The sequence below is a fragment of the Massilimicrobiota sp. An105 genome, assembly GCF_002161155.1.
Taxonomy (GTDB): Bacteria; Bacillota_I; Bacilli_A; order Erysipelotrichales; family Coprobacillaceae; genus Allocoprobacillus; species Allocoprobacillus merdigallinarum.
The window spans coordinates 1-22,337 of the sequence record NZ_NFLY01000023.1 but is presented as its reverse complement, the minus strand read 5'-3'; the positions used below and the strand labels follow the sequence as shown (position 1 = coordinate 22,337).

Annotated in this window: 27 protein-coding genes; 26 read left to right on the top strand and 1 reads right to left on the bottom strand. The window is 43.0% G+C overall.

Annotated elements, in window-relative coordinates; all coding sequences use genetic code 11:
- The first annotated feature begins 14 nt into the window (after positions 1-14).
- The 21 genes from B5E48_RS07735 to B5E48_RS07635 all read left to right on the top strand — a co-directional run bounded on the left by B5E48_RS07735 (position 15) and on the right by B5E48_RS07635 (position 17,866).
- Positions 15-341 carry a YdcP family protein gene (locus tag B5E48_RS07735; RefSeq protein ID WP_087304661.1) on the top strand — a complete coding sequence of 109 codons (327 nt, stop codon included), beginning with the start codon at positions 15-17 and terminating at the stop codon, positions 339-341.
- Positions 342-357: 16 nt separating this feature from the next.
- Positions 358-744, top strand: coding sequence for a YdcP family protein (locus tag B5E48_RS07730; RefSeq protein ID WP_087304660.1), 387 nt, complete (start codon positions 358-360; stop codon positions 742-744).
- 262 nt (positions 745-1,006) lie between these two features.
- Complete coding sequence (locus B5E48_RS07725) at positions 1,007-2,386, top strand: FtsK/SpoIIIE domain-containing protein (protein WP_087304659.1); 1,380 nt, start codon at positions 1,007-1,009, stop codon at positions 2,384-2,386.
- 7 nt (positions 2,387-2,393) lie between these two features.
- Complete coding sequence (locus tag B5E48_RS07720) at positions 2,394-2,798, top strand: hypothetical protein (protein ID WP_087304658.1); 405 nt, start codon at positions 2,394-2,396, stop codon at positions 2,796-2,798.
- Positions 2,799-3,038: 240 nt separating this feature from the next.
- Positions 3,039-4,229 carry a MobT family relaxase gene (mobT, locus tag B5E48_RS07715; RefSeq protein WP_087304657.1) on the top strand — a complete coding sequence of 397 codons (1,191 nt, stop codon included), beginning with the start codon at positions 3,039-3,041 and terminating at the stop codon, positions 4,227-4,229.
- Between the two features lie 15 nt (positions 4,230-4,244).
- A complete protein-coding gene (locus B5E48_RS07710; RefSeq protein WP_021374764.1) occupies positions 4,245-4,385 on the top strand; it encodes a DUF3789 domain-containing protein in 141 nt (46 codons plus the stop codon).
- Entirely contained in the window at positions 4,382-4,603 is a 222-nt protein-coding gene (locus tag B5E48_RS07705) for a hypothetical protein (RefSeq protein ID WP_010817890.1), read from the top strand. Before B5E48_RS07710 ends, B5E48_RS07705 begins: the two co-directional genes overlap by 4 nt.
- 196 nt (positions 4,604-4,799) lie before the next feature.
- Positions 4,800-5,351, top strand: coding sequence for an NUDIX hydrolase (locus B5E48_RS07700; protein ID WP_087304656.1), 552 nt, complete (start codon positions 4,800-4,802; stop codon positions 5,349-5,351).
- A 208-nt stretch (positions 5,352-5,559) separates the two neighbouring features.
- Complete coding sequence (locus B5E48_RS07695) at positions 5,560-6,042, top strand: GNAT family N-acetyltransferase (RefSeq protein WP_087304655.1); 483 nt, start codon at positions 5,560-5,562, stop codon at positions 6,040-6,042.
- Positions 6,043-6,137: 95 nt separating this feature from the next.
- Positions 6,138-6,374 (top strand): hypothetical protein, encoded by a 237-nt coding sequence (locus B5E48_RS07690; protein ID WP_060815474.1) that lies wholly within the window; start codon positions 6,138-6,140, stop codon positions 6,372-6,374.
- Entirely contained in the window at positions 6,349-6,846 is a 498-nt protein-coding gene (locus tag B5E48_RS07685) for an antirestriction protein ArdA (protein ID WP_087304654.1), read from the top strand. The genes B5E48_RS07690 and B5E48_RS07685 overlap by 26 nt, the downstream gene beginning before the upstream one ends.
- A 29-nt stretch (positions 6,847-6,875) precedes the next feature.
- Positions 6,876-7,367, top strand: coding sequence for an antirestriction protein ArdA (locus B5E48_RS07680; protein WP_206399301.1), 492 nt, complete (start codon positions 6,876-6,878; stop codon positions 7,365-7,367).
- A 108-nt stretch (positions 7,368-7,475) separates the two neighbouring features.
- On the top strand, positions 7,476-7,865 hold the full coding sequence (locus tag B5E48_RS07675; RefSeq protein WP_087304653.1) for a conjugal transfer protein: 390 nt from the start codon (positions 7,476-7,478) through the stop codon (positions 7,863-7,865).
- Positions 7,852-10,299 carry a conjugal transfer ATPase TcpF gene (gene tcpF, locus B5E48_RS07670; RefSeq protein WP_087304652.1) on the top strand — a complete coding sequence of 816 codons (2,448 nt, stop codon included), beginning with the start codon at positions 7,852-7,854 and terminating at the stop codon, positions 10,297-10,299. Before B5E48_RS07675 ends, tcpF begins: the two co-directional genes overlap by 14 nt.
- Positions 10,299-12,482 carry a CD3337/EF1877 family mobilome membrane protein gene (locus tag B5E48_RS07665; protein WP_087304651.1) on the top strand — a complete coding sequence of 728 codons (2,184 nt, stop codon included), beginning with the start codon at positions 10,299-10,301 and terminating at the stop codon, positions 12,480-12,482. Before tcpF ends, B5E48_RS07665 begins: the two co-directional genes overlap by 1 nt.
- The gene (locus B5E48_RS07660) at positions 12,479-13,486 is read left to right on the top strand and encodes a bifunctional lytic transglycosylase/C40 family peptidase (protein WP_087304650.1); all 1,008 of its coding nucleotides are present in this window, start codon (positions 12,479-12,481) and stop codon (positions 13,484-13,486) included. The genes B5E48_RS07665 and B5E48_RS07660 overlap by 4 nt, the downstream gene beginning before the upstream one ends.
- 15 nt (positions 13,487-13,501) lie before the next feature.
- Positions 13,502-14,395, top strand: coding sequence for a conjugal transfer protein (locus tag B5E48_RS07655; protein ID WP_087304649.1), 894 nt, complete (start codon positions 13,502-13,504; stop codon positions 14,393-14,395).
- Positions 14,396-14,521: 126 nt separating this feature from the next.
- A complete protein-coding gene (locus tag B5E48_RS07650; RefSeq protein WP_087304648.1) occupies positions 14,522-15,100 on the top strand; it encodes a TetR/AcrR family transcriptional regulator in 579 nt (192 codons plus the stop codon).
- A gap of 86 nt (positions 15,101-15,186) precedes the next feature.
- Positions 15,187-16,920: a biosynthetic-type acetolactate synthase large subunit gene (gene ilvB / locus B5E48_RS07645; protein ID WP_087304647.1), complete on the top strand. Its 1,734-nt coding sequence runs from the start codon at positions 15,187-15,189 to the stop codon at positions 16,918-16,920.
- Positions 16,917-17,417 carry an acetolactate synthase small subunit gene (gene ilvN, locus B5E48_RS07640; protein WP_087304646.1) on the top strand — a complete coding sequence of 167 codons (501 nt, stop codon included), beginning with the start codon at positions 16,917-16,919 and terminating at the stop codon, positions 17,415-17,417. Before ilvB ends, ilvN begins: the two co-directional genes overlap by 4 nt.
- Positions 17,418-17,425: 8 nt before the next feature.
- Positions 17,426-17,866 (top strand): winged helix-turn-helix domain-containing protein, encoded by a 441-nt coding sequence (locus B5E48_RS07635; RefSeq protein ID WP_241146947.1) that lies wholly within the window; start codon positions 17,426-17,428, stop codon positions 17,864-17,866.
- A gap of 39 nt (positions 17,867-17,905) precedes the next feature.
- Here B5E48_RS07635 and B5E48_RS07630 read toward each other — a convergent pair whose 3' ends face one another.
- A complete protein-coding gene (locus tag B5E48_RS07630) occupies positions 17,906-18,268 on the bottom strand; it encodes a helix-turn-helix domain-containing protein (RefSeq protein ID WP_087304645.1) in 363 nt (120 codons plus the stop codon).
- Positions 18,269-18,418: 150 nt separating this feature from the next.
- Here B5E48_RS07630 and B5E48_RS07625 point away from each other — a divergent pair, with 150 nt between their 5' ends.
- From B5E48_RS07625 to B5E48_RS07595, 5 genes are all read left to right on the top strand, one after another.
- Entirely contained in the window at positions 18,419-18,643 is a 225-nt protein-coding gene (locus tag B5E48_RS07625) for a hypothetical protein (RefSeq protein WP_087304644.1), read from the top strand.
- Between the two features lie 19 nt (positions 18,644-18,662).
- Positions 18,663-19,028 (top strand): hypothetical protein, encoded by a 366-nt coding sequence (locus B5E48_RS07620; protein WP_087304643.1) that lies wholly within the window; start codon positions 18,663-18,665, stop codon positions 19,026-19,028.
- 441 nt (positions 19,029-19,469) lie between these two features.
- Positions 19,470-19,898: an RNA polymerase sigma factor gene (locus B5E48_RS07615; protein ID WP_087304642.1), complete on the top strand. Its 429-nt coding sequence runs from the start codon at positions 19,470-19,472 to the stop codon at positions 19,896-19,898.
- On the top strand, positions 19,885-20,133 hold the full coding sequence (locus tag B5E48_RS07610; RefSeq protein WP_032547283.1) for a helix-turn-helix domain-containing protein: 249 nt from the start codon (positions 19,885-19,887) through the stop codon (positions 20,131-20,133). Before B5E48_RS07615 ends, B5E48_RS07610 begins: the two co-directional genes overlap by 14 nt.
- Positions 20,134-20,862: 729 nt before the next feature.
- The gene (locus tag B5E48_RS07595; RefSeq protein WP_087157740.1) at positions 20,863-22,083 is read left to right on the top strand and encodes a tyrosine-type recombinase/integrase; all 1,221 of its coding nucleotides are present in this window, start codon (positions 20,863-20,865) and stop codon (positions 22,081-22,083) included.
- The last annotated feature ends 254 nt before the right edge of the window (positions 22,084-22,337 follow it).

Here is a 22,337-nt window from a genome sequence, read left to right as displayed (position 1 = left end):
TGAGGTATGAACACATGAAATTGAAATATATCGTGCCTGATATGGCACAGACTTTTGGAAACTTGGAGTTTGCAGGAGAAAATGACGTGGAGCAACAGCGTGTCAATGGTCGCTTCGTTCCCGTGACAAGAAGCTATAACCTGTATTCCGACATTCAGAGAGCCGACGACATTATCGTAGTGCTTCCCGCAAAGGCTGGGGAGAAGCGTTTCAAGTATGAGCAGAAAGTCAAACTCGTCAATCCTAAGATTACCGCTGAGGGAAAGAATGTGCGAGGTCGTGGCTACACCAACTATATCTTAACGGCTGATGATATGCTTCCAGCCGAGGAAGGCAAGTAAAGGGGGATAACAGATTATGAGATTAGCGAATGGAATTGTGTTAGATAAGGAAAAGACGTTTGGAGTGCTGAAATTCTCCGCATTAAGACATGAAGTGCGTGTAGAGAATGAGGACGGGACGACAACCGAGGAAATCAAGCGTAGAACTTACGATTTGAAGTGCAGTCAGCAGGAACGCACGATACAGGTATCTATCCCAGCGGAAATCCCTGTCAAGGACTATCCGTACAATGCCGAGGTGGAGCTTGTCAATCCCGTTGCCGATACCGTGGCAAACGCCAACTACCGAGGGGCAGATGTGGAATGGTACATCAAGGCAGACGACATTGTGCTGAAAAATAAAGGCGGTCAGCCCGCAGGAAATCCACAGAACCACGCTCCACAGGGACAGCAGAAAAAATAATTAGTGCGGAACACTAAAATACTATACTTGCAATTATGGATATGATATAATTTGCTCACAAAACTTAATCATAAGGAGGAAAGGCAATGGAGTTATTTTGGATAATTGTGGGCGGTGCTTTGCTTTGTGGTGGAGTAGGTACTATCTGGAATAAGAAAAATAAAAAATAACAAAGGTAAATCAAAATTAAACTATTTTAAGTGTTACAAAGCGGTTAGTCTTTACGATTGACCGCTTTTTCCATATCCAGAAAGGGGTGTTTATGAACCTATACAAATACAAAGGAAAGCGTATCAGAGCCAGCGACAAGAACCTTGTGTACTGCTTCTGTGCGGGTACGCTCCTGTTCCTGTTCATAGCGGTTCTCCTGCTACTGAACATGGGACAGCTCATGCGTACCGACTGGGAGCATTTCAGCCTGCTTGATAATGGCGTGACGCTTTCTACATACAACTTCATAACCATAGGGATAGCGACTGGTATTTGTGCATTGGTCGCTTTTCTTTATTACCGCTTCTTCCATGACAGCTTCAAGAAGCTATTACACCGTCAAAAGCTCTCCCGCATGATACTGGACAATAAGTGGTATGAAGCACAGACCGTACAGGACAGCGGTTTTTTTACTGACCTGCAGAGCAGATCAAGGGAAAAAATCGTCTGGTTTCCTAAAATCTATTATCAAATGGACACAGGACTGCTTCATATCCGCTGTGAAATCTCTTTGGGAAAGTATCAAGACCAGCTCCTTAGACTGGAAGATAAGCTGGAAAGCGGGCTTTACTGCGAGCTGACCGACAAGACGCTCCATGACGGCTATATCGAGTACACCCTGCTCTATGACATGATAGCGAACCGTATCACGATTGACGAGGTAAAAGCAGAAAACGGGGGCTTGCGTCTGATGAAGAACCTCACATGGGAATACGACGCACTCCCTCACGCCCTTATCTGTGGCGGGACTGGCGGTGGAAAGACCTATTTTTTGCTGACAATCATTGAAGCCCTCTTGCAGACCAACGCCCAGCTTTACATCTTAGACCCTAAAAACGCTGACCTTGCGGACTTGGGTACGGTCATGGATAACGTGTACCACACCAAAGAAGATATGATTGAATGTGTCAATGCGTTCTATGAGGGCATGGTACAGCGAAGCGAGGAAATGAAGCACCACCCAGACTACAAGACAGGCGAGAACTATGCCTATCTGGGCTTACCGCCCTGCTTTCTTATCTTTGACGAGTATGTGGCGTTCTTGGAAATGCTGGGGACAAAGGAAAGCATGAGCCTTTTAAGCCAGCTAAAGAAAATCGTCATGCTTGGCAGACAGGCGGGCTATTTCCTCATTGTCGCCTGCCAGCGTCCCGACGCAAAGTATTTCAGTGACGGTATCAGAGATAATTTCAACTTCCGTGTGGGCTTGGGACGTATCAGCGAGCTTGGCTACGGTATGCTTTTCGGAAGCGACGTAAAGAAACAGTTCTTCCAGAAGCGTATCAAAGGACGTGGTTATTGTGACGTGGGTACGAGCGTCATATCGGAGTTTTACACTCCCCTTGTACCAAAGGGACATGATTTTTTACAGACTATCGGCTCTCTTGCACTGGCAAGGCAAGCCGTATCAGATGAACGAAAGGAGAATTGAAAAATATATGGGACTTTTAGAAATGGGTTACAGCGACCCTACCGCAGATTTGCACGTTGAGGGTGTCTGCGTAGACTTTGACCGCTTCCTTGCGGATTTGAAAAGTGTCGCTGGTACGACTGACGATAAATGTGAGGAATTTCCGACAGAAGCCTATCATGCACATATGGAAGATATTCTGACAGAAGCGGGACTTGGGAGATTGAAACTTCCGTTGCTCTTTTCCGTGGTGCTGGACGAATGGCTTTCCATTCATGGCTTCAACTACCGTTTTACGTTTCTTGTGGTGGATAAGGATTTTTTCAGACAGATATACCATGAATATGAGATTGACAAGGATATAGCCAGAAAATGCCTTTCAAGAGATACCGACTGTATCGTAGTTTATACGGGCGTAACAAGGGTTGACTGAACCACTGACGGCTGGAACGGTCAGCGAAGCGACCCAGACCGTGTAAGCCGTCCTGTGGAGCAGGGCTTGCCCTGCTCCACGAAAGAAGCCCCTCGGTATCTAACAGAGGGGCACAATTCCGCTGGAAACTACGGTCAAAAAGTCTGGAAATCCCGCTTGGTATAAGGGTTTTCTCTCACTCATAGCTGACTGTGACAATCGGCGGAAAATATCACAGATTTCTAAAAGGGGGTATGCAGGCTGAATGAAAGCACCTTTATAACCGCCTTGAAAGAGAAACGCCTATCTTACGGCGTGTCCCAGACAAGGCTTGCAATCATGGCTGGTATCAGCCGTGAACACCTAAACCGTATCGAAGCGGGAAAGGTAACACTCACGGAAGATATGCAGGACAAGCTCATGGAAGCTGTCGAGAAATTCAATCCCGACGCTCCCATGTTCCTGCTGTTCGACTATGTGCGTATCCGTTTCCCCACGCTGGATATACAGCACGTTATCAAGGATATTCTGAAGCTCAACATTGACTATATGCTCCATGAGGACTACGGACACTACAAATATACCGAGCATTACTATCTGGGTGATGTGTTCGTCTACACCTCGCAGGACGAGGAAAAAGGCACGCTTCTGGAGCTGAAAGGAAAAGGCTGTCGCCAGTTTGAAAGCTATCTGCTGGCACAGGAGCGAAGCTGGTACGACTTTCTTATGGACGCTCTGGTTGAGGGCGGTGTGATGAAACGCCTTGACCTTGCCATTAACGACAGGGCGGGCATACTGGATATTCCAGATCTGACCGCCAAATGCAACCGTGAGGAATGTGTTTCCCTGTTCCGTTCTTTCAAGTCCTATGCTTCCGGCGAGCTGGTGAAGCACAACGAGCAGGACAAGGCGGGCATGGGACACACGCTGTATATCGGCTCTCTGAAATCAGAGGTCTACTTCTGCTGTTATGAGAAGAACTACGAGCAGTACGCAAAGCTCGGCGTGCCGATTGAGGAAGCACCCATAAAGAACCGCTTCGAGATACGACTGAAAGATGAAAGAGCCTATTATGCCGTCCGTGAACTGCTGACCCATTATGATGCAGAACAGACGGCATTTTCTATCATCAATCACTATATCCGCTTCGTGGACAGAGAGCCGGAGAAGCGAAAGACAGACTGGAAGCTCAATGACCGCTGGGCGTGGTTTATCGGGAAAGACCGACCGCCTATCAAACTGACGACAGACCCAGAGCCTTACACTCTGGAAAGGACGCTGGGCTGGATAAGCAGGCAGGTCGCTCCTACGCTGAAAATGCTGAAAAAGATAGACGCTGGCAACAGTACAAGCTATCTGAAAGAGATTGAGGACAACGCAAAGCTGACGGAAAAGCATTTGCAGATAATCAGACAGCAGACAGCGGATACAGAGGAACTTATCACAGAGTAAAGGAGAAATTTGATTATGGCAGAACTTGTCAAGGACTTGGTGCTGGTATCGCTGGGAATGGGTATCGGTGTCGTCCTTATGTGTATTGCACAGGTCAGCAAAATGGCTGACGAGCAAATGGAAGAAATCAAAAAAGAAAGGATTGATAAAGAATGAATTTCGGACAGAACTTATACAACTGGTTTTTAAGCAACGCCCAGAGCTTGGTGCTTATGGCAATCGTGGTAATCGGTATCTACTTAGGATTTAAGAGAGAGTTTTCTAAGTTAATCGGCTTCCTTGTGATTGCCTTAATCGCTGTCGGGCTGGTATTCAATGCCGGTGGTGTCAAGGACGTGCTGTTAGAGCTGTTCAACCGTATCATTGGAGCGTAACAATCAATCGTTTGCGGTCACGCAAACTTACCTGTCCCCCTATGGGAGTTCGGGCATAGGGGGAATGAAAGGGGGCGACGGAATGGTATACAGATAAAAGATAGTCACACTATGAATTTTATTGAATGGCTGATTTTCAACTGATATAATGTGACTATATAGAAATAGCAAATTTCTAATTTGTGGAGGAAATAGAGTGGCTGAATATTTAGATGTTATAGATGAAAATGGAAATCTTACAGGAAAAACTGTTGACAGAAAAATTGCACATTATAAAGGAATTCGTCATAGAGCGTCGCATTTATGGCTAGTGCGTAGTAAAGGTGGAAAAATTCAAGTCCTTTTACAGAAACGCTCTCCAAACAAAGAGGCATTTCCTAATTGCTACGATATTTCTAGTGCTGGTCATGTTCCCGCAGGAGAAGATTTTGAAACATCTGCTTTACGTGAATTAGATGAAGAATTGGGAATTTGTGCAAAAAAGGAGGATTTAATATTTTGTGGAGATAGAAATGTTGTTTGGGACGGAGAGTTCAATGGTGAGCCATTTAAAGATAGACAACTTTCTAAAGTATTTATGATATGGCTAGATTTAGAAGAATGCGAATTTAAAGTTGACCATAAAGAAGTAGAAAGTGTCCATTGGATAGATTTAGAGCAATGTATAGAAGGAGTAAAGAATAATTTATTTCAGCATTATATTGCAATGGAAGAACTGGAAATCCTTAGTAAAGCATTAGGCTTATAAAATATAATTTCATATCTCCAACAAAGCGGTTTGTTACCCTAATATAGAATTTTCTGTTTGTGAAATTCAAAACTTGAAATATACCAGCAAATTTGATGTTATTACAGACATATAGGTAAATCATTATTTACAAAGGGTAATGAAATAAGAAAAATGATAAATCTCTGTTTGATAATGAGAATTAATAAATGTAGGAGGACAAATAATTATGGGAATAAAAATAGTATATGCTTATAATCAAGCTGAAGAAGTAGGCAAATTATTTACGGAATATACAGATATGTTAATTGAGAACGATAGTTCTTTCAAAGAATACTTAGAAATCCAAAATTATAGTGAAGAAATGGAACATTTGGAGAGCAAATATGGTTTGCCTGATGGAAGATTATATTTGGCTTATTGTGATGAGGAGTTAGCTGGTTGTATAGGATTGAGAAAAATTGATAGTCAAAATTGTGAAATGAAACGTCTCTATGTAAGACCAAAATTCAGAGGGCAAAAAATAGGTAATCTACTAGTTGAGAAAATCATAAATGATGCGAAAAAAATTGGATATTCGCACATGTTATTAGATACACTTCCTTTTTTGAAAAGCGCAATACATATGTATAAAAAATACGGCTTTTATGAAATAAACAGTTATAACGATAGTCCTATGGATACTTCCATATATATGAAACTTGATTTATAAATCCTACTACAATTTTATAGCTCACTCACAAAGCGGTTACTCCATTGGAGATCAACCGCTTTTTCTATACTCAAATTTCAGATTGGAGTGATTGATTGAAAGATATTTTTACCGATATGCAGGCAAAAATTGGGTGTCCGTATCTCTCCGACCTGCCCTATTACAAGCGTGCGGTCTGGTTTGAGATGAAACGCCTTTGCCTGTCTGACTACCCTAAGAAACAGTTGGAAGATTTTTCACGCTATGTATTCGGTGTGCCTTATACCGTCATACAGGAAGCGTTACAAAGAAAGGACGTGATGAAACATGGAAGAAATGCGTGTGCAGATTGAAGCAAGAGAACCGACAGACGGAGAAATCAGAGCCTTATGGTTCACCCTGCCTATCGACACGGAACAGGTGGAAGAACTGCTGGGGATTGATGTAGATACAGACTATTACTCTATCACGGGCAAGGAGCTTCCCTTTGCTGATGAAGTGCAGGAAGATACCACTGTGGAAAAACTCAATGACCTGTACGCTACTTACGAAAATCTACCCTCTGACTTGAAAGAGGACTATACGGAGCTGATGTGTTATTTCACCGACCTTGATGAACTGCACCGATACAGAAACGACATCATTCATTATTCATGGTGCAGAAACATGACGGACGTTGCCCGCCACATACTGAACAATGACCCAGACTTTACTTCCCTTAGTGAGAATGTTATCCGCTATTTCGATTATGAAGCCTACGGGCAGTACCTTGACGACAACGGACGCTTTGTGGAAACCGACCACGGTATCTATGAGCTTCCATAGAAAAGAGGTGTGTGCCTGTGGTGGACGACATGAGGGTGTATATCGCTAATCTTGGCAAGTACAATGAGGGCGAACTTGTCGGGGACTGGTTCTCTTTCCCTATTGACGAGGAAGATGTTGCGGAGCGTATCGGGCTGAACAGCTATTATGAGGAATACGCTGTCCATGATACCGACAACTTTCCTATTGAAATCGGGGAGTATATCTCCATTCAAGAACTCAATGAGATGTACGACATGATTTGCGAGCTTCCCGACTATATCACGGACGCTCTGGACGAGTTTGTTTCCCACTATGGAAGTCTGGAAGAAGTCTACGAACACAAGGACGACATTTATTTCTATCCAGACTGTGAGGACATGACCGACATTGCCTATTACTTCATTGACGAGTTACAAGTGCTGGGCGAGATACCGCTACCGTTGCAGAACTATATCGATTATGAAGCATACGGCAGGGACTTATCCATAGAGGGGACATTCATTGAAACAAGCCGAGGGATATGCGAGATACCATATTAGAGCTGGCAGATCAGCGACAGATTAAGTCGCTACTGTCAGCTTTTTCTATCAAGGACAGTCTGAAAAATGGCTGTCCTTTTCCATTACAACGAAAGGAGCTGAAACGAATTGAAGAAGATTAAGAGCTACACGGGTATCTGGAACGTGGAGAAAGTCTTATACGCAATCAATGACTTTACTCTCCCGTTTCCCGTTACCTTTACCCAGATAACGTGGTTTGTCATCACGGAGTTTACCGTCATTCTCTTAGGGGACTTACCGCCGTTATCGCTTATCGAGGGGGCATTTTTAAAATACTTCGGTATTCCCGTTGCCCTCACATGGTTTATGAGCCAGAAGACCTTTGACGGCAAGAAGCCTTACAGCTTTTTAAAGTCCATGCTGACTTATGCCGTCCGACCAAAAGTGACCTATGCAGGAAAAGCCGTGAAACTGGAAAAGAAAGTTTTCAGCGAACCCGTCACGGCGGTTAGGAGTGTGATGTATGTTCCCGATTAAGTATATCGACAACAACCTTGTCTGGAACAAGGACAACGAAGTATTCGCCTACTATGAGCTGATACCGTATAACTATTCTTTTCTGTCAGCGGAACAGAAGTTTATCGTCCATGACAGCTTCCGCCAGCTTATCGCACAGTCCCGTGAGGGAAAGATACACGCTTTACAGATAGCAACGGAAAGCTCTGTAAGAAGCATACAGGAGCAGTCAAAAAAGCTGGTAACAGGGCGACTTCGTGATGTGGCGATACAGAAGATTGACGAACAGACAGAAGCGTTAGTAAGCATGATTGGGGACAATCAAGTGGACTACCGCTTTTTTATCGGCTTCAAGCTCATTGTGACCGAGGAAAAAGTCAGCCTTGACAGCATGAAGAAATCGGCGTTTCTGACGTTCAAGGAATTTCTAAACGAGGTCAACCACACGCTGATGAATGACTTTATCTCCATGCCAGATGATGAAATCAACCGCTACATGAAAATGGAAAAACTGCTGGAAAATAAAATCTCCCGCCGTTTCAAGTTCCGACGCTTGGATAAGAACGACTTCGGGTATCTTATCGAGCATATCTACGGCAGGGACGGCGTGGCGTATGAGGACTACGAATATTCGCTTCCAAAGAAGAAGCTGAAAAAGGCAACGCTCATCAAGCAGTACGACCTTATCCGTCCGACCCGCTGTCTGATAGAGGAAAGCCAGCGATACTTGCGACTGGAACATGAGGACAGCGAGAGCTTCGTGTCCTACTTTACCGTCAATGCGATTGTGGGCGAGCTGGATTTTCCGTCGTCAGAAATCTTCTATTTCCAGCAACAGCAGTTCACCTTTCCCGTGGACACCTCTATGAATGTAGAAATCGTCGGGAACAGAAAAGCGTTATCGACTGTCCGCAACAAGAAAAAAGAGCTGAAAGACTTGGACAACCACGCCTATCAGTCTGGAAGCGAAACCAGCTCAAACGTGGTGGACGCATTAGACAGCGTGGACGAGCTGGAAACCGACCTCGACCAGAGCAAGGAAAGTATGTATAAACTTTCTTACGTTATCCGTGTGTCTGCTCCCGACCTTGACGAGCTGAAACGACGCTGTGATGAGGTCAAAGATTTTTACGACGATTTGAACGTCAAGCTGGTGCGACCCGCTGGGGATATGCTGGGGCTTCACTCTGAATTTCTTCCCGCCAGCAAGCGTTATATCAATGACTATGTGCAGTATGTGAAATCGGACTTTCTGGCGGGGCTTGGCTTTGGGGCGACACAACAGCTTGGCGAGAATACAGGTATCTATATCGGCTATTCCGTGGACACGGGAAGAAACGTCTATTTACAGCCCTCTCTTGCTTCACAGGGTATCAAGGGGACAGTCACCAATGCTTTAGCTTCTGCCTTTGTCGGTTCGCTGGGCGGTGGAAAGTCATTCTGCAACAATCTGATTGTCTATTATTCCGTTCTCTTTGGGGGACAGGCTGTCATTCTCGACCCTAAAAGCGAGCGTGGCAACTGGAAAGAAACGCTCCCAGAGATAGCCCATGAAATCAATATCGTCAATCTTACCAGCGATAAGGAAAATGCTGGGCTTCTTGACCCGTTCGTCATTATGAAGAATGTAAAAGACGCTGAAAGTCTGGCGATAGACATTCTCACATTCCTTACGGGGATTTCCTCTAGGGACGGCGAGAAGTTCCCTGTCCTTAGAAAAGCGGTGCGAGCCGTGACCCAGAGCGATCAGCGAGGCTTGCTCCATGTGATAGACGAGCTACGCAGAGAGGACACGGCGATAGCCCGCAATATTGCCGACCATATCGACAGCTTTACGGACTATGACTTTGCACATCTGCTGTTCTCGGACGGTTCAGTGTCTAACGCTATCAGCTTGGACAATCAGCTCAATATCATACAGGTGGCAGATTTGGTACTTCCCGACAAGGACACGACCTTTGAGGAATACACGACCATAGAACTGCTGTCCGTGGCTATGTTGATTGTTATTTCCACCTTTGCCTTAGACTTCATTCATTCAGACCGCAGTATCTTTAAAATCGTGGATTTAGATGAAGCGTGGGCGTTCCTCAACGTGGCACAGGGAGAAACGCTCTCAAATAAGCTGGTGCGTGCGGGACGTGCTATGCAGGCGGGCGTGTACTTTGTCACGCAATCCTCTGGCGACGTGTCAAAGGAAAGTTTGAAAAACAATATCGGCTTGAAGTTTGCCTTTAGAAGTACCGACATCAACGAGATAAAGCAGACCCTTGAATTTTTCGGTATCGACAAGGACGACGAGAACAACCAGAAAAGGCTTCGTGATTTGGAGAACGGACAATGCCTGCTTCAAGACTTGTACGGGCGTGTGGGCGTGGTGCAGATACACCCAGTCTTTGAGGAATTACTGCACGCCTTTGATACCAGACCGCCCGTGAAAAGAGAGGTGGAGTGATGAAAGATAGGATAAAGGGGCTTCTGACAAAAAAGAAGCTCTTTCGTTTTTTCAAGATAGCTGTGATTGTGGTACTGACGACCATTGCCCTGCTCTCCCTATTGGGGACGGTGGCACACGCTTCTGGGCTGGTAGATGATACCGTCAATGCGGACAACCTGTATTCACAGTACCCGCTGGAGAACTACCAGCTTGACTTCTATGTGGACAATAGCTGGGGCTGGCTTCCGTGGAACTGGCTGGACGGTATCGGAAAGAGCGTGCAGTATGGGCTTTACTGTATCACCAACTTTATCTGGACTATCAGCCTGTATCTAAGCAACGCCACGGGGTACGTCGTCCAGCAGGCGTATAAGCTGGACTTCATCAACGACATGGCAGACAGTATCGGGAAAAGCATACAGACCCTAGCGGGCGTAACGGAAAATGGCTTTGGAAGTACGGGCTTCTATGTGGGCTTCCTGCTTCTCATTATCCTTATCGTGGGTATCTATGTTGCCTACACGGGACTTATCAAGCGAGAAACCAGCAAGGCACTCCACGCTGTTATCAACTTCGTTGTGGTGTTTATCGTGTCCGCTTCCTTTATCGCCTACGCTCCCGACTATATCAAGAAGATAAACGATTTTTCCAGTGATATAAGCACCGCTTCTCTGGATTTGGGAACAAAAATCATGCTCCCCGACAGCGACAGTCAAGGAAAAGACAGCGTGGACTTGATAAGGGACAGCCTGTTCTCCATACAGGTACAACAGCCGTGGCTACTTCTGCAATTTGGCAACAGCGATATAGAGGAAATCGGGGCTGACCGTGTGGAAGCTCTGGTATCGGTCAGCCCGTCAGCAGACGACGGGGCGACCCGTGAGGACGTGGTGAAAACGGAAATCGAGGATAACGACAATGACAATCTGACGATACCGCAGGTCATCAACCGTCTGGGAATGGTGTTCTTCCTGCTCATCTTCAATCTGGGGATAACGATATTCGTATTCCTGCTCACAGGCATGATGATATTCTCCCAGATACTATTTATCATTTTTGCTATGTTCCTGCCTATCAGCTTCCTGCTCTCCATGATACCCAGCTATGAGAATATGGCGAAACAGGCAATCGTGCGAGTGTTCAATACGATTATGACAAGGGCGGGGATAACGCTCATTGTCACGGTGGCTTTCAGTATTTCCAGTATGTTCTACAACATATCCACCGATTACCCGTTTTTTATGATTGCGTTCTTACAGATAGTCTGCTTTGCGGGTATCTACATGAAGCTGGGCGACCTTATGAGTATGTTCAGTTTAAATGCTGGGGACAGCCAGAGCATGGGACGCAGGATATTCCGTCGCCCTTATCTGTTCATGCGACACAGGGCTAGGCGTATGGAACACCGTATCGCAAGGGCGGTTGGAAAAGGAAGTATGGTTGGAGCTGGAACAGGGGCTATGGCGGGAGCGGTTCTTTCTTCTGCTGGGAATAAACAGTCCCATGCCGGCACGACCCGCAAGCGTGACAATACTTCTTTTGGAAGCCGAGCTGGTTCAGCGGTAGGTGCGGTGCTTGATACGAAAAACAAGGTCAAAGACAAGGCAACGGCTGTCAAGGAGAATATCAAGGATATGCCGACCCAGACTGCCTATGCTGTACACTCCGCAAAGGAAAAGGCAAAATCCAGTGTTTCCGACTTCAAGCGTGGCATTGTGCAGGGGCAGGAAACCAGACAAAGCGAGCGTGCCGACAAGCTCCAACAGCATAGACAGAATATCGCTGATAAGCGTATGGAACTTCAAAAGGCACAGGAAGCAAAGCAGGCTGGAAGAAAAACGGACGGATCAGCGACAACAGGAGCTACCCGTCCCCATGATAGACCTGTCACCGCTTCTCCTGCTTCAAAGACAGACACAGGAAAAGCACAGGAAATCAAGCGTTCTGTCACGACCGACAAGGTACATACCGAGCCGACCACGCCACAGCCTGTCAAGGAGCGTCCGCTTGCTTCTGGTACAGAAAAGAAAACTTCTGTCCCTGTATCACAGCCACAGGGACAGCGACAGACCGTAAGACGTACCGTGGAGCAGACAAGCAAGACAGAGCGTACTCTTTCCAGCCAGCAGAAACAGACGAATTACCAGAAAAATCAACAGACCGTGAAGAAAACCACCACAAAGAAAGGACGTAGGAAATGAAACTAAGACATCTCGCCATTATCGGCAGTCTGTTTCCATTCCTTATTGCGATAGTGCTTTTCTTTGGTGTCCTTATCAGTGCCGAGGACGATGACGGGGGCGGTGGTTCTTCCTCATGGGTAACGGGCATGAACCTGTCCGCAGAGGTCTTGAAACATCAGCCTATGGTGGAGAAATACGCAAAGGAATACGGCATATCCGAGTACGTCCCCTATCTGCTGGCAATCATACAGGTGGAAAGTGGCGGGACAGCCGAGGATGTTATGCAGAGTTCCGAGAGCATGGGCTTACCACCTAATTCCCTTGATACGGAAAGCTCAATCAAGCAGGGGTGCAAGTATTTTGCGTCCCTGCTTTCTTCAGCAGAAAATCAAGGCATAGAGGATATAAACGTCGTGGTGCAGTCCTATAACTATGGCGGTGGCTATATCGACTATGTGGCTAAGAACGGAAAAAAGCACAGCTTCACGCTGGCAGAGAATTTCGCCCGTGATAAATCTGGCGGGAAGAAAGTCACCTACACAAACCCTATCGCTGTCGCACGCAATGGTGGCTGGCGTTACGGGTACGGGAATATGTTCTATGTGGAGCTTGTCAGCCAGTATCTTACTGTCAGTCAAGTATCGGGCGAGCTGGCACAGAAGATAATGAATGAAGCTCTGAAATATCAAGGCTGGGACTATGTGTACGGCGGGAGCAATCCTAACACTTCTTTTGACTGTTCGGGGCTGGTTCAATGGTGCTATGGCAAGGCGGGTATCAATCTGCCGAGAACGGCACAGGCACAGTATGACGCTACCCAGCATATCCCGCTTTCACAGGCACAGGCTGGGGATTTGGTGTTCTTCCACAGTACCTACAATGCGGGAACGTATGTAACCCACGTCGGTATCTATGTGGGAAATAACCAGATGTACCACGCTGGCGACCCGATAGGCTACGCTGACCTTACAAGCTCCTACTGGCAACAGCACCTTATCGGAGCTGGCAGAATTAAGCAATAGAAAGGAATGGAAATCATGTTCAAGAAGAAAGAAAAACCGATAAAGGAAAAGAAAGTCCGTACTATGAAAGTGGGGACGCATAAGAAGTCCGTCATTGCCCTCTGGGTGGTGCTTATCGCAAGCGTGAGCTTTGGTGTGTATAAGAATTTTACGGCTATCGACCAGCACACCACACATGAGATAGAAACCATACAGCTCCGCTTGAATGACACCAACGGCATAGAAAATTTCGTTAAGAACTTTGCGAAGTCCTATTACACATGGAGCAACAGCAAGGAAGCAATCGAAGCAAGGACACAGGCTATCAGTGCCTATCTGACACAGGAATTGCAGGATTTGAATGTTGATACTGTGAGAACGGATATACCGACCAGCTCCACAGTCACGGACGTACTTATCTGGGACGTGGAACAGTCTGAGGAGAACGCTTTTACTGTTACCTACGAAGTAGATCAGCAGATAAAAGAGGGCGACCAGACAAGGAATGTATCTGAAACCTATACCGTGACCGTTCATGTAGACGCTGACGGGGATATGGTGATTATCCAGAACCCGACTCTTGCCCCAGCTATGGAAAAATCCGGTTATGAACCAAAGGCACAGGAAGCAGACAACAGTGTGGACGCTGACACGATAAATGACGCTACGGCGTTTCTGGAAACATTCTTCAAGCTGTACCCTACCGCAACGGACAAGGAGCTTGCCTACTATGTAGAGGGAAATGCCCTTGAACCGATAGGCGGGGACTATCTCTACTCCGAGCTTGTCAATCCTGTATTTACGGCTGACGGCGATAATGTGGAAGTAAGTGTTGCGGTGAAGTTCATTGATAATCAGACAAAGGCGACACAGGTATCACAGTATGAGCTGACGCTTCATAAGGATAGCAACTGGAAGATTGTAGGATAAATATCGAAAGCGTGCATTTCTACGTTGATATGCACGTTTTCTTTTTTGATAATCTGCATTTTCTTTTCTTGATTTTTGTACACTTCAATGATAAAATGAGTGCAAGCACTTGCATGGAGGTGTATTATGGACGAAACAAGCCAAAAAATAATAGACGCAACAATGGCATTAATTCGAGATAAAGGATATGTAGCCACAACAACGAAAGATATAGCACGAAAAGCTGGTGTAAATGAATGTACTTTATTTCGGAAATTTAAAAACAAAAAAGATATTGTCTTAAATGGTGTAGCACAAGAAAAATGGAGAGGAAATGTTACACCAGAAATTTTTCAAAATGTCACATGGGACTTAGAACATGATTTAGAAATGTTCATGAGTATATACATGGAAAAAATGACACCCGATTTTGTGAATTTGTCTATTGGGTTAAGGGCGCCACAACTTTATGATGAAACTGCTTCTTTAATAATGAAAGTACCTCAATCTTTCTTGTCAGCATTAATTGATTATTTTCACAAAATGGAAGAAAGAGGAAAGTTGCCTCACTTAGATTTTGAATGTTTAGCGCTGACTTTTTTTTCAGCAACTTTCGGATATACTTTCCTGAGAGCTTCCTTTGATGATAAGCTAACAGTAGTAAAGCAGAATGATTTTATAAAGAGTAGTGTTAAAACATTTTGCAGAGGAATATCACAACTATAATTTTTTTAGGTACTATGATTTCATAGTACCTAAAAAAACAATCTCTATGCAAGCAAGTACTCGCAAACAATAAGGAGGAATATTATATGCAGATATCTGGAGCAGAATTATTTGTCAAAGCACTAAAAAAAGAAAAAGTTGATGTTTTATTTGCTTATCCCGGAGGACAAGCAATCGATTTATTTAATGCTTTATATGGAGAAAAAGAAATAGAAGTTATTTTACCACGTCACGAGCAAGGTTTAGCTCATATGGCTGACGGTTATGCTCGTTCTACTGGAAAGGTCGGGGTATGTTTAGTAACAAGTGGTCCGGGAGCTACAAATCTTGTGACGGGTATAGCTACTGCAAATTATGATAGCGTACCATTAGTTTGTTTTACTGGTCAAGTTCCTACACATCTTATTGGGAATGACGCTTTTCAAGAAGTTGATATTGTAGGTATTACTCGAAGTATTAGCAAATATGCCATTACAGTAAGAAAACGTGAAGAGTTGGCAAAAGTAATAAAAAAAGCATTTTATATTGCCAAAACAGGAAAACCGGGTGTAGTAGTTGTTGATATACCTAAAGATATACAACAAGCACTTGGTAGTGACGATTATCCAACAGAGATAAGTGTTCGAGGATATAAACCTAATACTTCAGTGCATATAGGACAAATGAAAAAAGCATGGGAAATTTTAAAAAATGCCAATAAACCTGTTTTTTTAATAGGTGGCGGTGTAAATATAGCCCATGCAGGGGCTGAATTAACAAAACTTGTTGAATTAACTGGGGTTCCTGTTGTTACAACGATAATGGGAAAAGGGGCAATTCCAACTACACATAAACTATATATTGGTAATATTGGTATTCACGGAAATTATGCGTCAAATCATGCAATTTGTGACTGTGATGTTCTTTTTTCAATTGGAACTAGGTTTAATGATCGTATTACAGGAAATATAGAAAATTTTGCTCCTAATGCTAAAATAATTCACATAGACATTGATACTTCCTCAATTTCTAGAAATATAGAAGTTGATATTCCAATAGTAGCTGATGCTAAAAATGCCATAACTGATTTGTATAAAATGGCTACTCCTTTAGATATTAAAGAATGGATAAAACAGATTTTAGAATGGAAGAAATCTTATCCTCTATGTATGAAAAACGACAGTTTAACACCACAAATGATTATACAGCATATTAATGAAATATTTGATGAAGCTATCATTGCTACTGATGTAGGGCAAAATCAATTATGGACTACACAGTTCCTTGAACTCAATCAACAAAAGCAAATGCTAACATCTGGAGGCTTAGGCACAATGGGTTATGGTTTACCTGCTTCAATTGGTGCAAAAATAGGAAATCCAGATAAAGATGTCATTGTAATTTCTGGAGACGGGGGTATGCAGATGAACATTCAAGAACTAGCTACGGCTGTTGTAAATGAGTTGCCTATTACCATATGCATATTTAATAATGGATATTTAGGTAATGTTAGACAATGGCAAGAAATGTTCTATGATAAGCGATACGCTTATACATGTATGCGTTATCGAAAAGGTTGTAATATTGCTTGCAATACTCCTAATAAATGTTGCCCAGAATTTATACCCGATTTTATAAAATTAGCTGAAAGTTATGGCGCAAAAGGTATTCGTATTACAGAAAGCAAGGAAATAGAAAATGCCTTATTAGAAGCAAAAAGAAATACGAAAACACCTACCATTATTGAATTTATCATAGGAAGAGAAGTTAATGTTATGCCTATTGTCCAACCCGGTCAACCATTAGATAGTATGATATTGGAGGGAGAAGAAAATAAATGAAGAAAAGATGGATATGTTTATTTGTTGAAAATGAAATAGGTGTATTAGCTCGAATTGCCGGACTGTTTTCTGGAAAATCATATAACTTAAATAGTTTGACCGTGGGAGCAACAGAAGATACTTCTATTTCTCGTATGACAATTAGCTTAACAAGCGACGATAAAACATTTGAGCAAATAAAAAAGCAACTTAATAGAAGTGTGGAAGTAATTAAAGTTGTAGATTATACAGATATTCCTATTCATATGAAAGAAATTTTATTTATACAAATTAATAATTGTTCGGATAATGATAAAACAGAAATAAATAGACTAGCAAATATTTTTTCGGTTTCTGTTATTGATTATAACTTTTCATCAATTTTACTTCAATGTACGCAAACAGAATATAAGAACAATGCTTTGATTTCCTTATTGAAGAAAAAATTCTTAAACAGAATAGAAATTACTAGAGGTGGGAGTGTTGCTGTTGAAGCAATCGGAATATCTGAAAGATAATATTTATTTTGATTATAAAGGCGGTGGTATGTAATGGGAAAATTTTAATTATTAATTTTTCTGAAAAGGAAGAAAAACTTTGTAAAAAGGTTATTCAGTGGTTATCTGATGAATTAGATATTACTATCGTTCCAATAAAACAGCAGATGAATAATTTTCATATTGACCCATTAACACGCACCTATGTCAAAAATACTGGAGAAACGGTATATTTGACCGCAAAACAATTCGACCTATTGTATTTTCTTTTCAGCCATAGAGGACAGGTATTTACAAAAGAACAGATTTACGAAAATGTGTGGGGGTATGACAATGCGCCAGACGCAAGCAATCTTTCCTCGTTCATCAGAAAGCTAAGACTAAAAATCGAGCCATACCCAGACAATCCACGATACATCATCACTGTCTGGGGTGTGGGTTATAAATTCAGTGAAAAAGAAAAACCGTAGCTGTACTTCACAATTCATTGTGATCTGCACGCTACGGTTTTATCTATTGAACTGATTTCTTACTTCTTTGTCCCTACGCATGGCTGATTTTGCACATTTCAGCAGGTCAACTAAAAATCGGGTTTCGTATTCGTCGCAATCCTCAAAAATCTCTTTTGCTTCTCCCTTGAAAATATTGTCTGAAGCAAGTACATTATCACATAGGAGAACATCAACTGATACGGAAAGAGCATTGGCAATCTCAATCAGTGTCGGCAGGCTGACTTTTGTTTTCCCTGTCTCCACGTTGCTCATGTGGGCTGGGGTAATATCTATAATGTCTGCGACGGCTTCCTGTGTTATGCCTTTCTTAATTCGTGCTATTTTAATACGCTGTCCGATTGCTTTATAGTCTATTTCCACAGTTTTCCTCTCCTTTCTTGCTTTTCATTATTGTAACTATTCACAGAGTGTAATATAATACTCTGTATAGATGAAACATTTACTCACTATATTTTTGGCGGATTTTTTGAAATATATCATTAATTTTGAGAAAAGAGGTGTTCTGACCGTATGATGAAATTCAGTAAAAGGGACAGCAAAAAAATGATAAAAGAAATGGCTCGTCTGCATGGGCTTTCTGTTTCAGAAGTCCGTGAGCAGATACAGGGGAAAATCATAGACGCAATGAACAGTGACGACCCAGAACAGCAGGCACAGTTTAAGCGTCTGTTTGGCAACAGTACACCTACACCAGAGGAATTTATCTGTATTGCCAGCAGACAGTTAAAATTTTAATGATTTAGGAGTGGCTATTATGGGACAAGCAGAGAAGCAAAAGGAAGTGTTTCTGTCCGTATGCGGACAGCATGACTACAACTTACTGACGGGCAAGGAAGCCATGACACAGACAGATTTTGAACGTATCACCTATATTACTATGGCTCTGGGCTATACTTCCTATACACAGGAATTGATTGGTGAACATTTGGACTTGGCGTGCAATGAAGCGGAACGGGCAGACAGGGAATTTGATATTCTGCAAGACTATCCTGCTTATTATGATGATGAAAACGTCTATGAACAGAGAGATAAATGGCTGGCAGACTTCATCAGTCAAGTACCGCCAGCAAAGCAGGACGATATTCGCCAGCTCATTAAAGAAAATACAGAGATTATCTGATACACAGGGTTATCGCAATCACGGCATTTATGCTGGGGGTGATAGCCTTTTTTTAGTTCCTGCCAAAAAACAGGAACTTGGACGGAATTAGGACGGATTTATCTTTTATGCTTATCCTGTTGAAATTTGCCTTATTTTGGCAAGGCGGTTTCTTCACGGGAGGATTACGAATGACAGGAGCGCATAAAAGAAAATCATCAAAAAAGTTTTAATCCATGTTAAGGGAGTTTACAACTATTTCCGTGTAGAATTTCCTCAATATTTGTCGATTATATTCGCTAAAGCTCAACGAGGTTATCAAAACTTCTTGGGCTTTTTTGCTTTTTCTGGATTTCTTTTTCAAACTTTGCCAGTTCATATCCTCTCATTTGTATTAATGACGGAAAGGGGGAAGGAACGGTTACAATCACCGCCTTTTGACAAGCGAAAGGAGGTGAAAATGTGAAAAGACCCACTTCTCCGGAAGATGTTCAGAAAGTCTTTGACTGTTACTGCAAGAAGATTTTGAAGAATGAAGCAATCAATATTCAGAAGCACAACCAGCGTATGAACGATTTGCAGATTTCCTTTTCAGAACTCACGCCAGAACAGCTTGCGGAACTCTCGACTTATGATGATTATTCCACAGACTATGACCTTTACAAAGTCATGGGCTATGACGTGAAAATCAAGAATGAGCTGTTGAGTGAAGCATTGCAGGAACTTTCTGAGGAAGAACGCTTTATCTTGTTGCTCTACGGTTTAGGCTTCAACGACGGCGAGATTGCCGACTTGCTGAAAATTGTACGCCGTACAGTGAACTATAAGCGTCAAAGAGGATTTGAAAAAGTCAGAAAAAGAATGGAGGAAAAACAGCATGAAGAAGAATAAAGCGGTACATAAAGGCAATGGCTTATTGCCTTACCCTGTTATCGTTTCCGCTTCACAGGGCGATATTCTGGCTATGAATGTTGTCTTATGCCATTACGAGCCATACATTGCCCGCTTGTCCATGCGAACAAGTATTGACGAATACGGCAATCCTCACACCAGCGTTGACGAGGATATGCGTAGCCGTCTGGAAGCAAAACTGATTGAGCAGGTACTTAATTTCAAAGTAGCTTAAAACTACGTCCTATTGCAGAGTGACGCATTATCCCCTTTCCTGCGTCCTCTCTGGGGCTTGTATATCTATCAAAGTCTATATGACCTCATATGGGCTTTGACAGGCGTATAAGCCGTTGTGGTCTTTGACAACTGAATAAAGCAGACAGATACGTTTGTGATACAGCGAGCCACGGGAACTGTACGCCATGACCTTTCCAAAAGGAAGCGAGCGACCCACGCAGTGATCCGAGAGCGACCTTTGGAAAAGTCGCCCCGCCATGACCTGTATTCACAGGATAATGATACGTCCCAGAGGTGGTTTTGCTCATAGGAATGAGATTGGTTGAGATACCAGCGGAGCTTTTCCAGAGCCGTCTGTCTGCTTCCCAAAATACAGGAAAGGGGGTGTTGCAAAATAAGTGATACTGATATGCTTATTTTGCTGATATATGAACAAGACAAAAGAGCGAAAAACCAGCCAGCCGATTACTGTTGATATAGAGGGACTTTCTGCTATGCTCTCATGCGGTCATGCTACGGCAAGGAAAATCGGTGAGCAGGCAGAAGCAAAAATTGTCATAGGTCGCAGGGTTCTTTACTCCGTGGAAAGGGTCAAAAAATATCTGCTTTACCTTGCAGAATAGTACAGTCTTCTATTTATGTTCTTGCGGAAATATGGTATAATTATTTATAGGCAAACCACGCTGTGAGAACATGAAAAGAGGGCTACAAGAAAGGAATGGTTCTCATGGCAGTTAGCAGAAAAGACCCGAAAGGGAGAAAATTAAGAGAGGGCGAAAGCTGGCGTAATGACGGCAGATACAGTTATCGCTTCACAGATATAAGAACAGGAAAACGTCGCACAATCTATGCACAGGATTTACCAGAGCTTAGAGAGAAAGAAAAAAAGATTGCAAAGGATATGGACGACAACATTCTGACAGACAGTGCAATCAAGAAAATGACGTTAAACACCTTGTTCGAGCGATACATGGCGACCCGTGAACTGAAAGAGCCTACACGAGTGAATTACATTCGTGTATGGAATAATCGGGTGAAAGATGAAATCGGCAACATTAAAGTTGTCCAGATGTTACCCTCTCACATTAAAGCCTACTATTCAAAATTATCCAAAGCTGGATATGCTCATTCTACTATCAAGTATATTAACAACATGATTTTTCCTGCGTTGGAAATGGCGGTTGATGATGATATTATCCGTAAAAATCCAGCAAAAGGTTCTATCAGCGATTATGGCAGACCAGCAGAGGAACGTGTGGCGTTGACAATCTCACAACAGGAAAAGCTCATTGATTTTGTGAAGCAGAGCAATGTCTACAATACCTATTATCCTATGCTTACGATTATGATAGGCACAGGGTTAAGGTGTGGAGAGCTGATCGGTCTTACATGGAAAGACGTGGACACGAGAGCAAGACGCTTGAATGTAGACCACCAGCTTATTTACAAGAACTATGGAGACGGCTGTCGTTTCCATATCTCTACTCCAAAGACGGACTCTGGTATTCGTGTGATACCTATGACGCAGGAAGTACAGAAAGCATTTGAAGAGCAGAGAAAAATCAACTTCATGCTGGCAAAAGATAAGTCTTATGAGGTGGACGGATATTCTGGTTTTGTTTTCACTGCTAAATCCGGCAGACCGCTTATGCCTTATGGTGTAAACAGTGTATTGTATAACATTGTAGACGCTTATAACAAAGCGGAAGTCCAAAAAGCAAAGAAAGAACACAGGAAAGCAGAACTGCTTCCAAAGGTTTCCGCTCATGTTATGCGACACACAGCCTGCACGAGAATGGCAGAGTGCCGTATGGACATTAAGGTATTACAGTACATCATGGGACACGCTCATTTTGATGTGACTATGGAAGTGTATAACCACTTGGGCGACAGAGCAAGGATTGAAAACGAGATAGCAAAGCTGGATAGTATGGCAGTGAACTTCTGACACCATAAAAGAAAAAATTGGTGTCAAATTGGTGTCAAACCTAAGAAAAATGACAATTTCAAGAGTGGAAAATGCCTGCAAACCATTGATTTTACAGGGTTTGCAAAAAAATATAAAAATTATTAGCACTCGCCTCTTGACTCTGCTAAAATAGAGGACTATAATATAAATAGAAATAAGGAAAGAGAATAAAAAAGGCATTCCTTACTTCTCATATCAAACATTGTTCATTCTCTAACAATGCTTAGAATTAT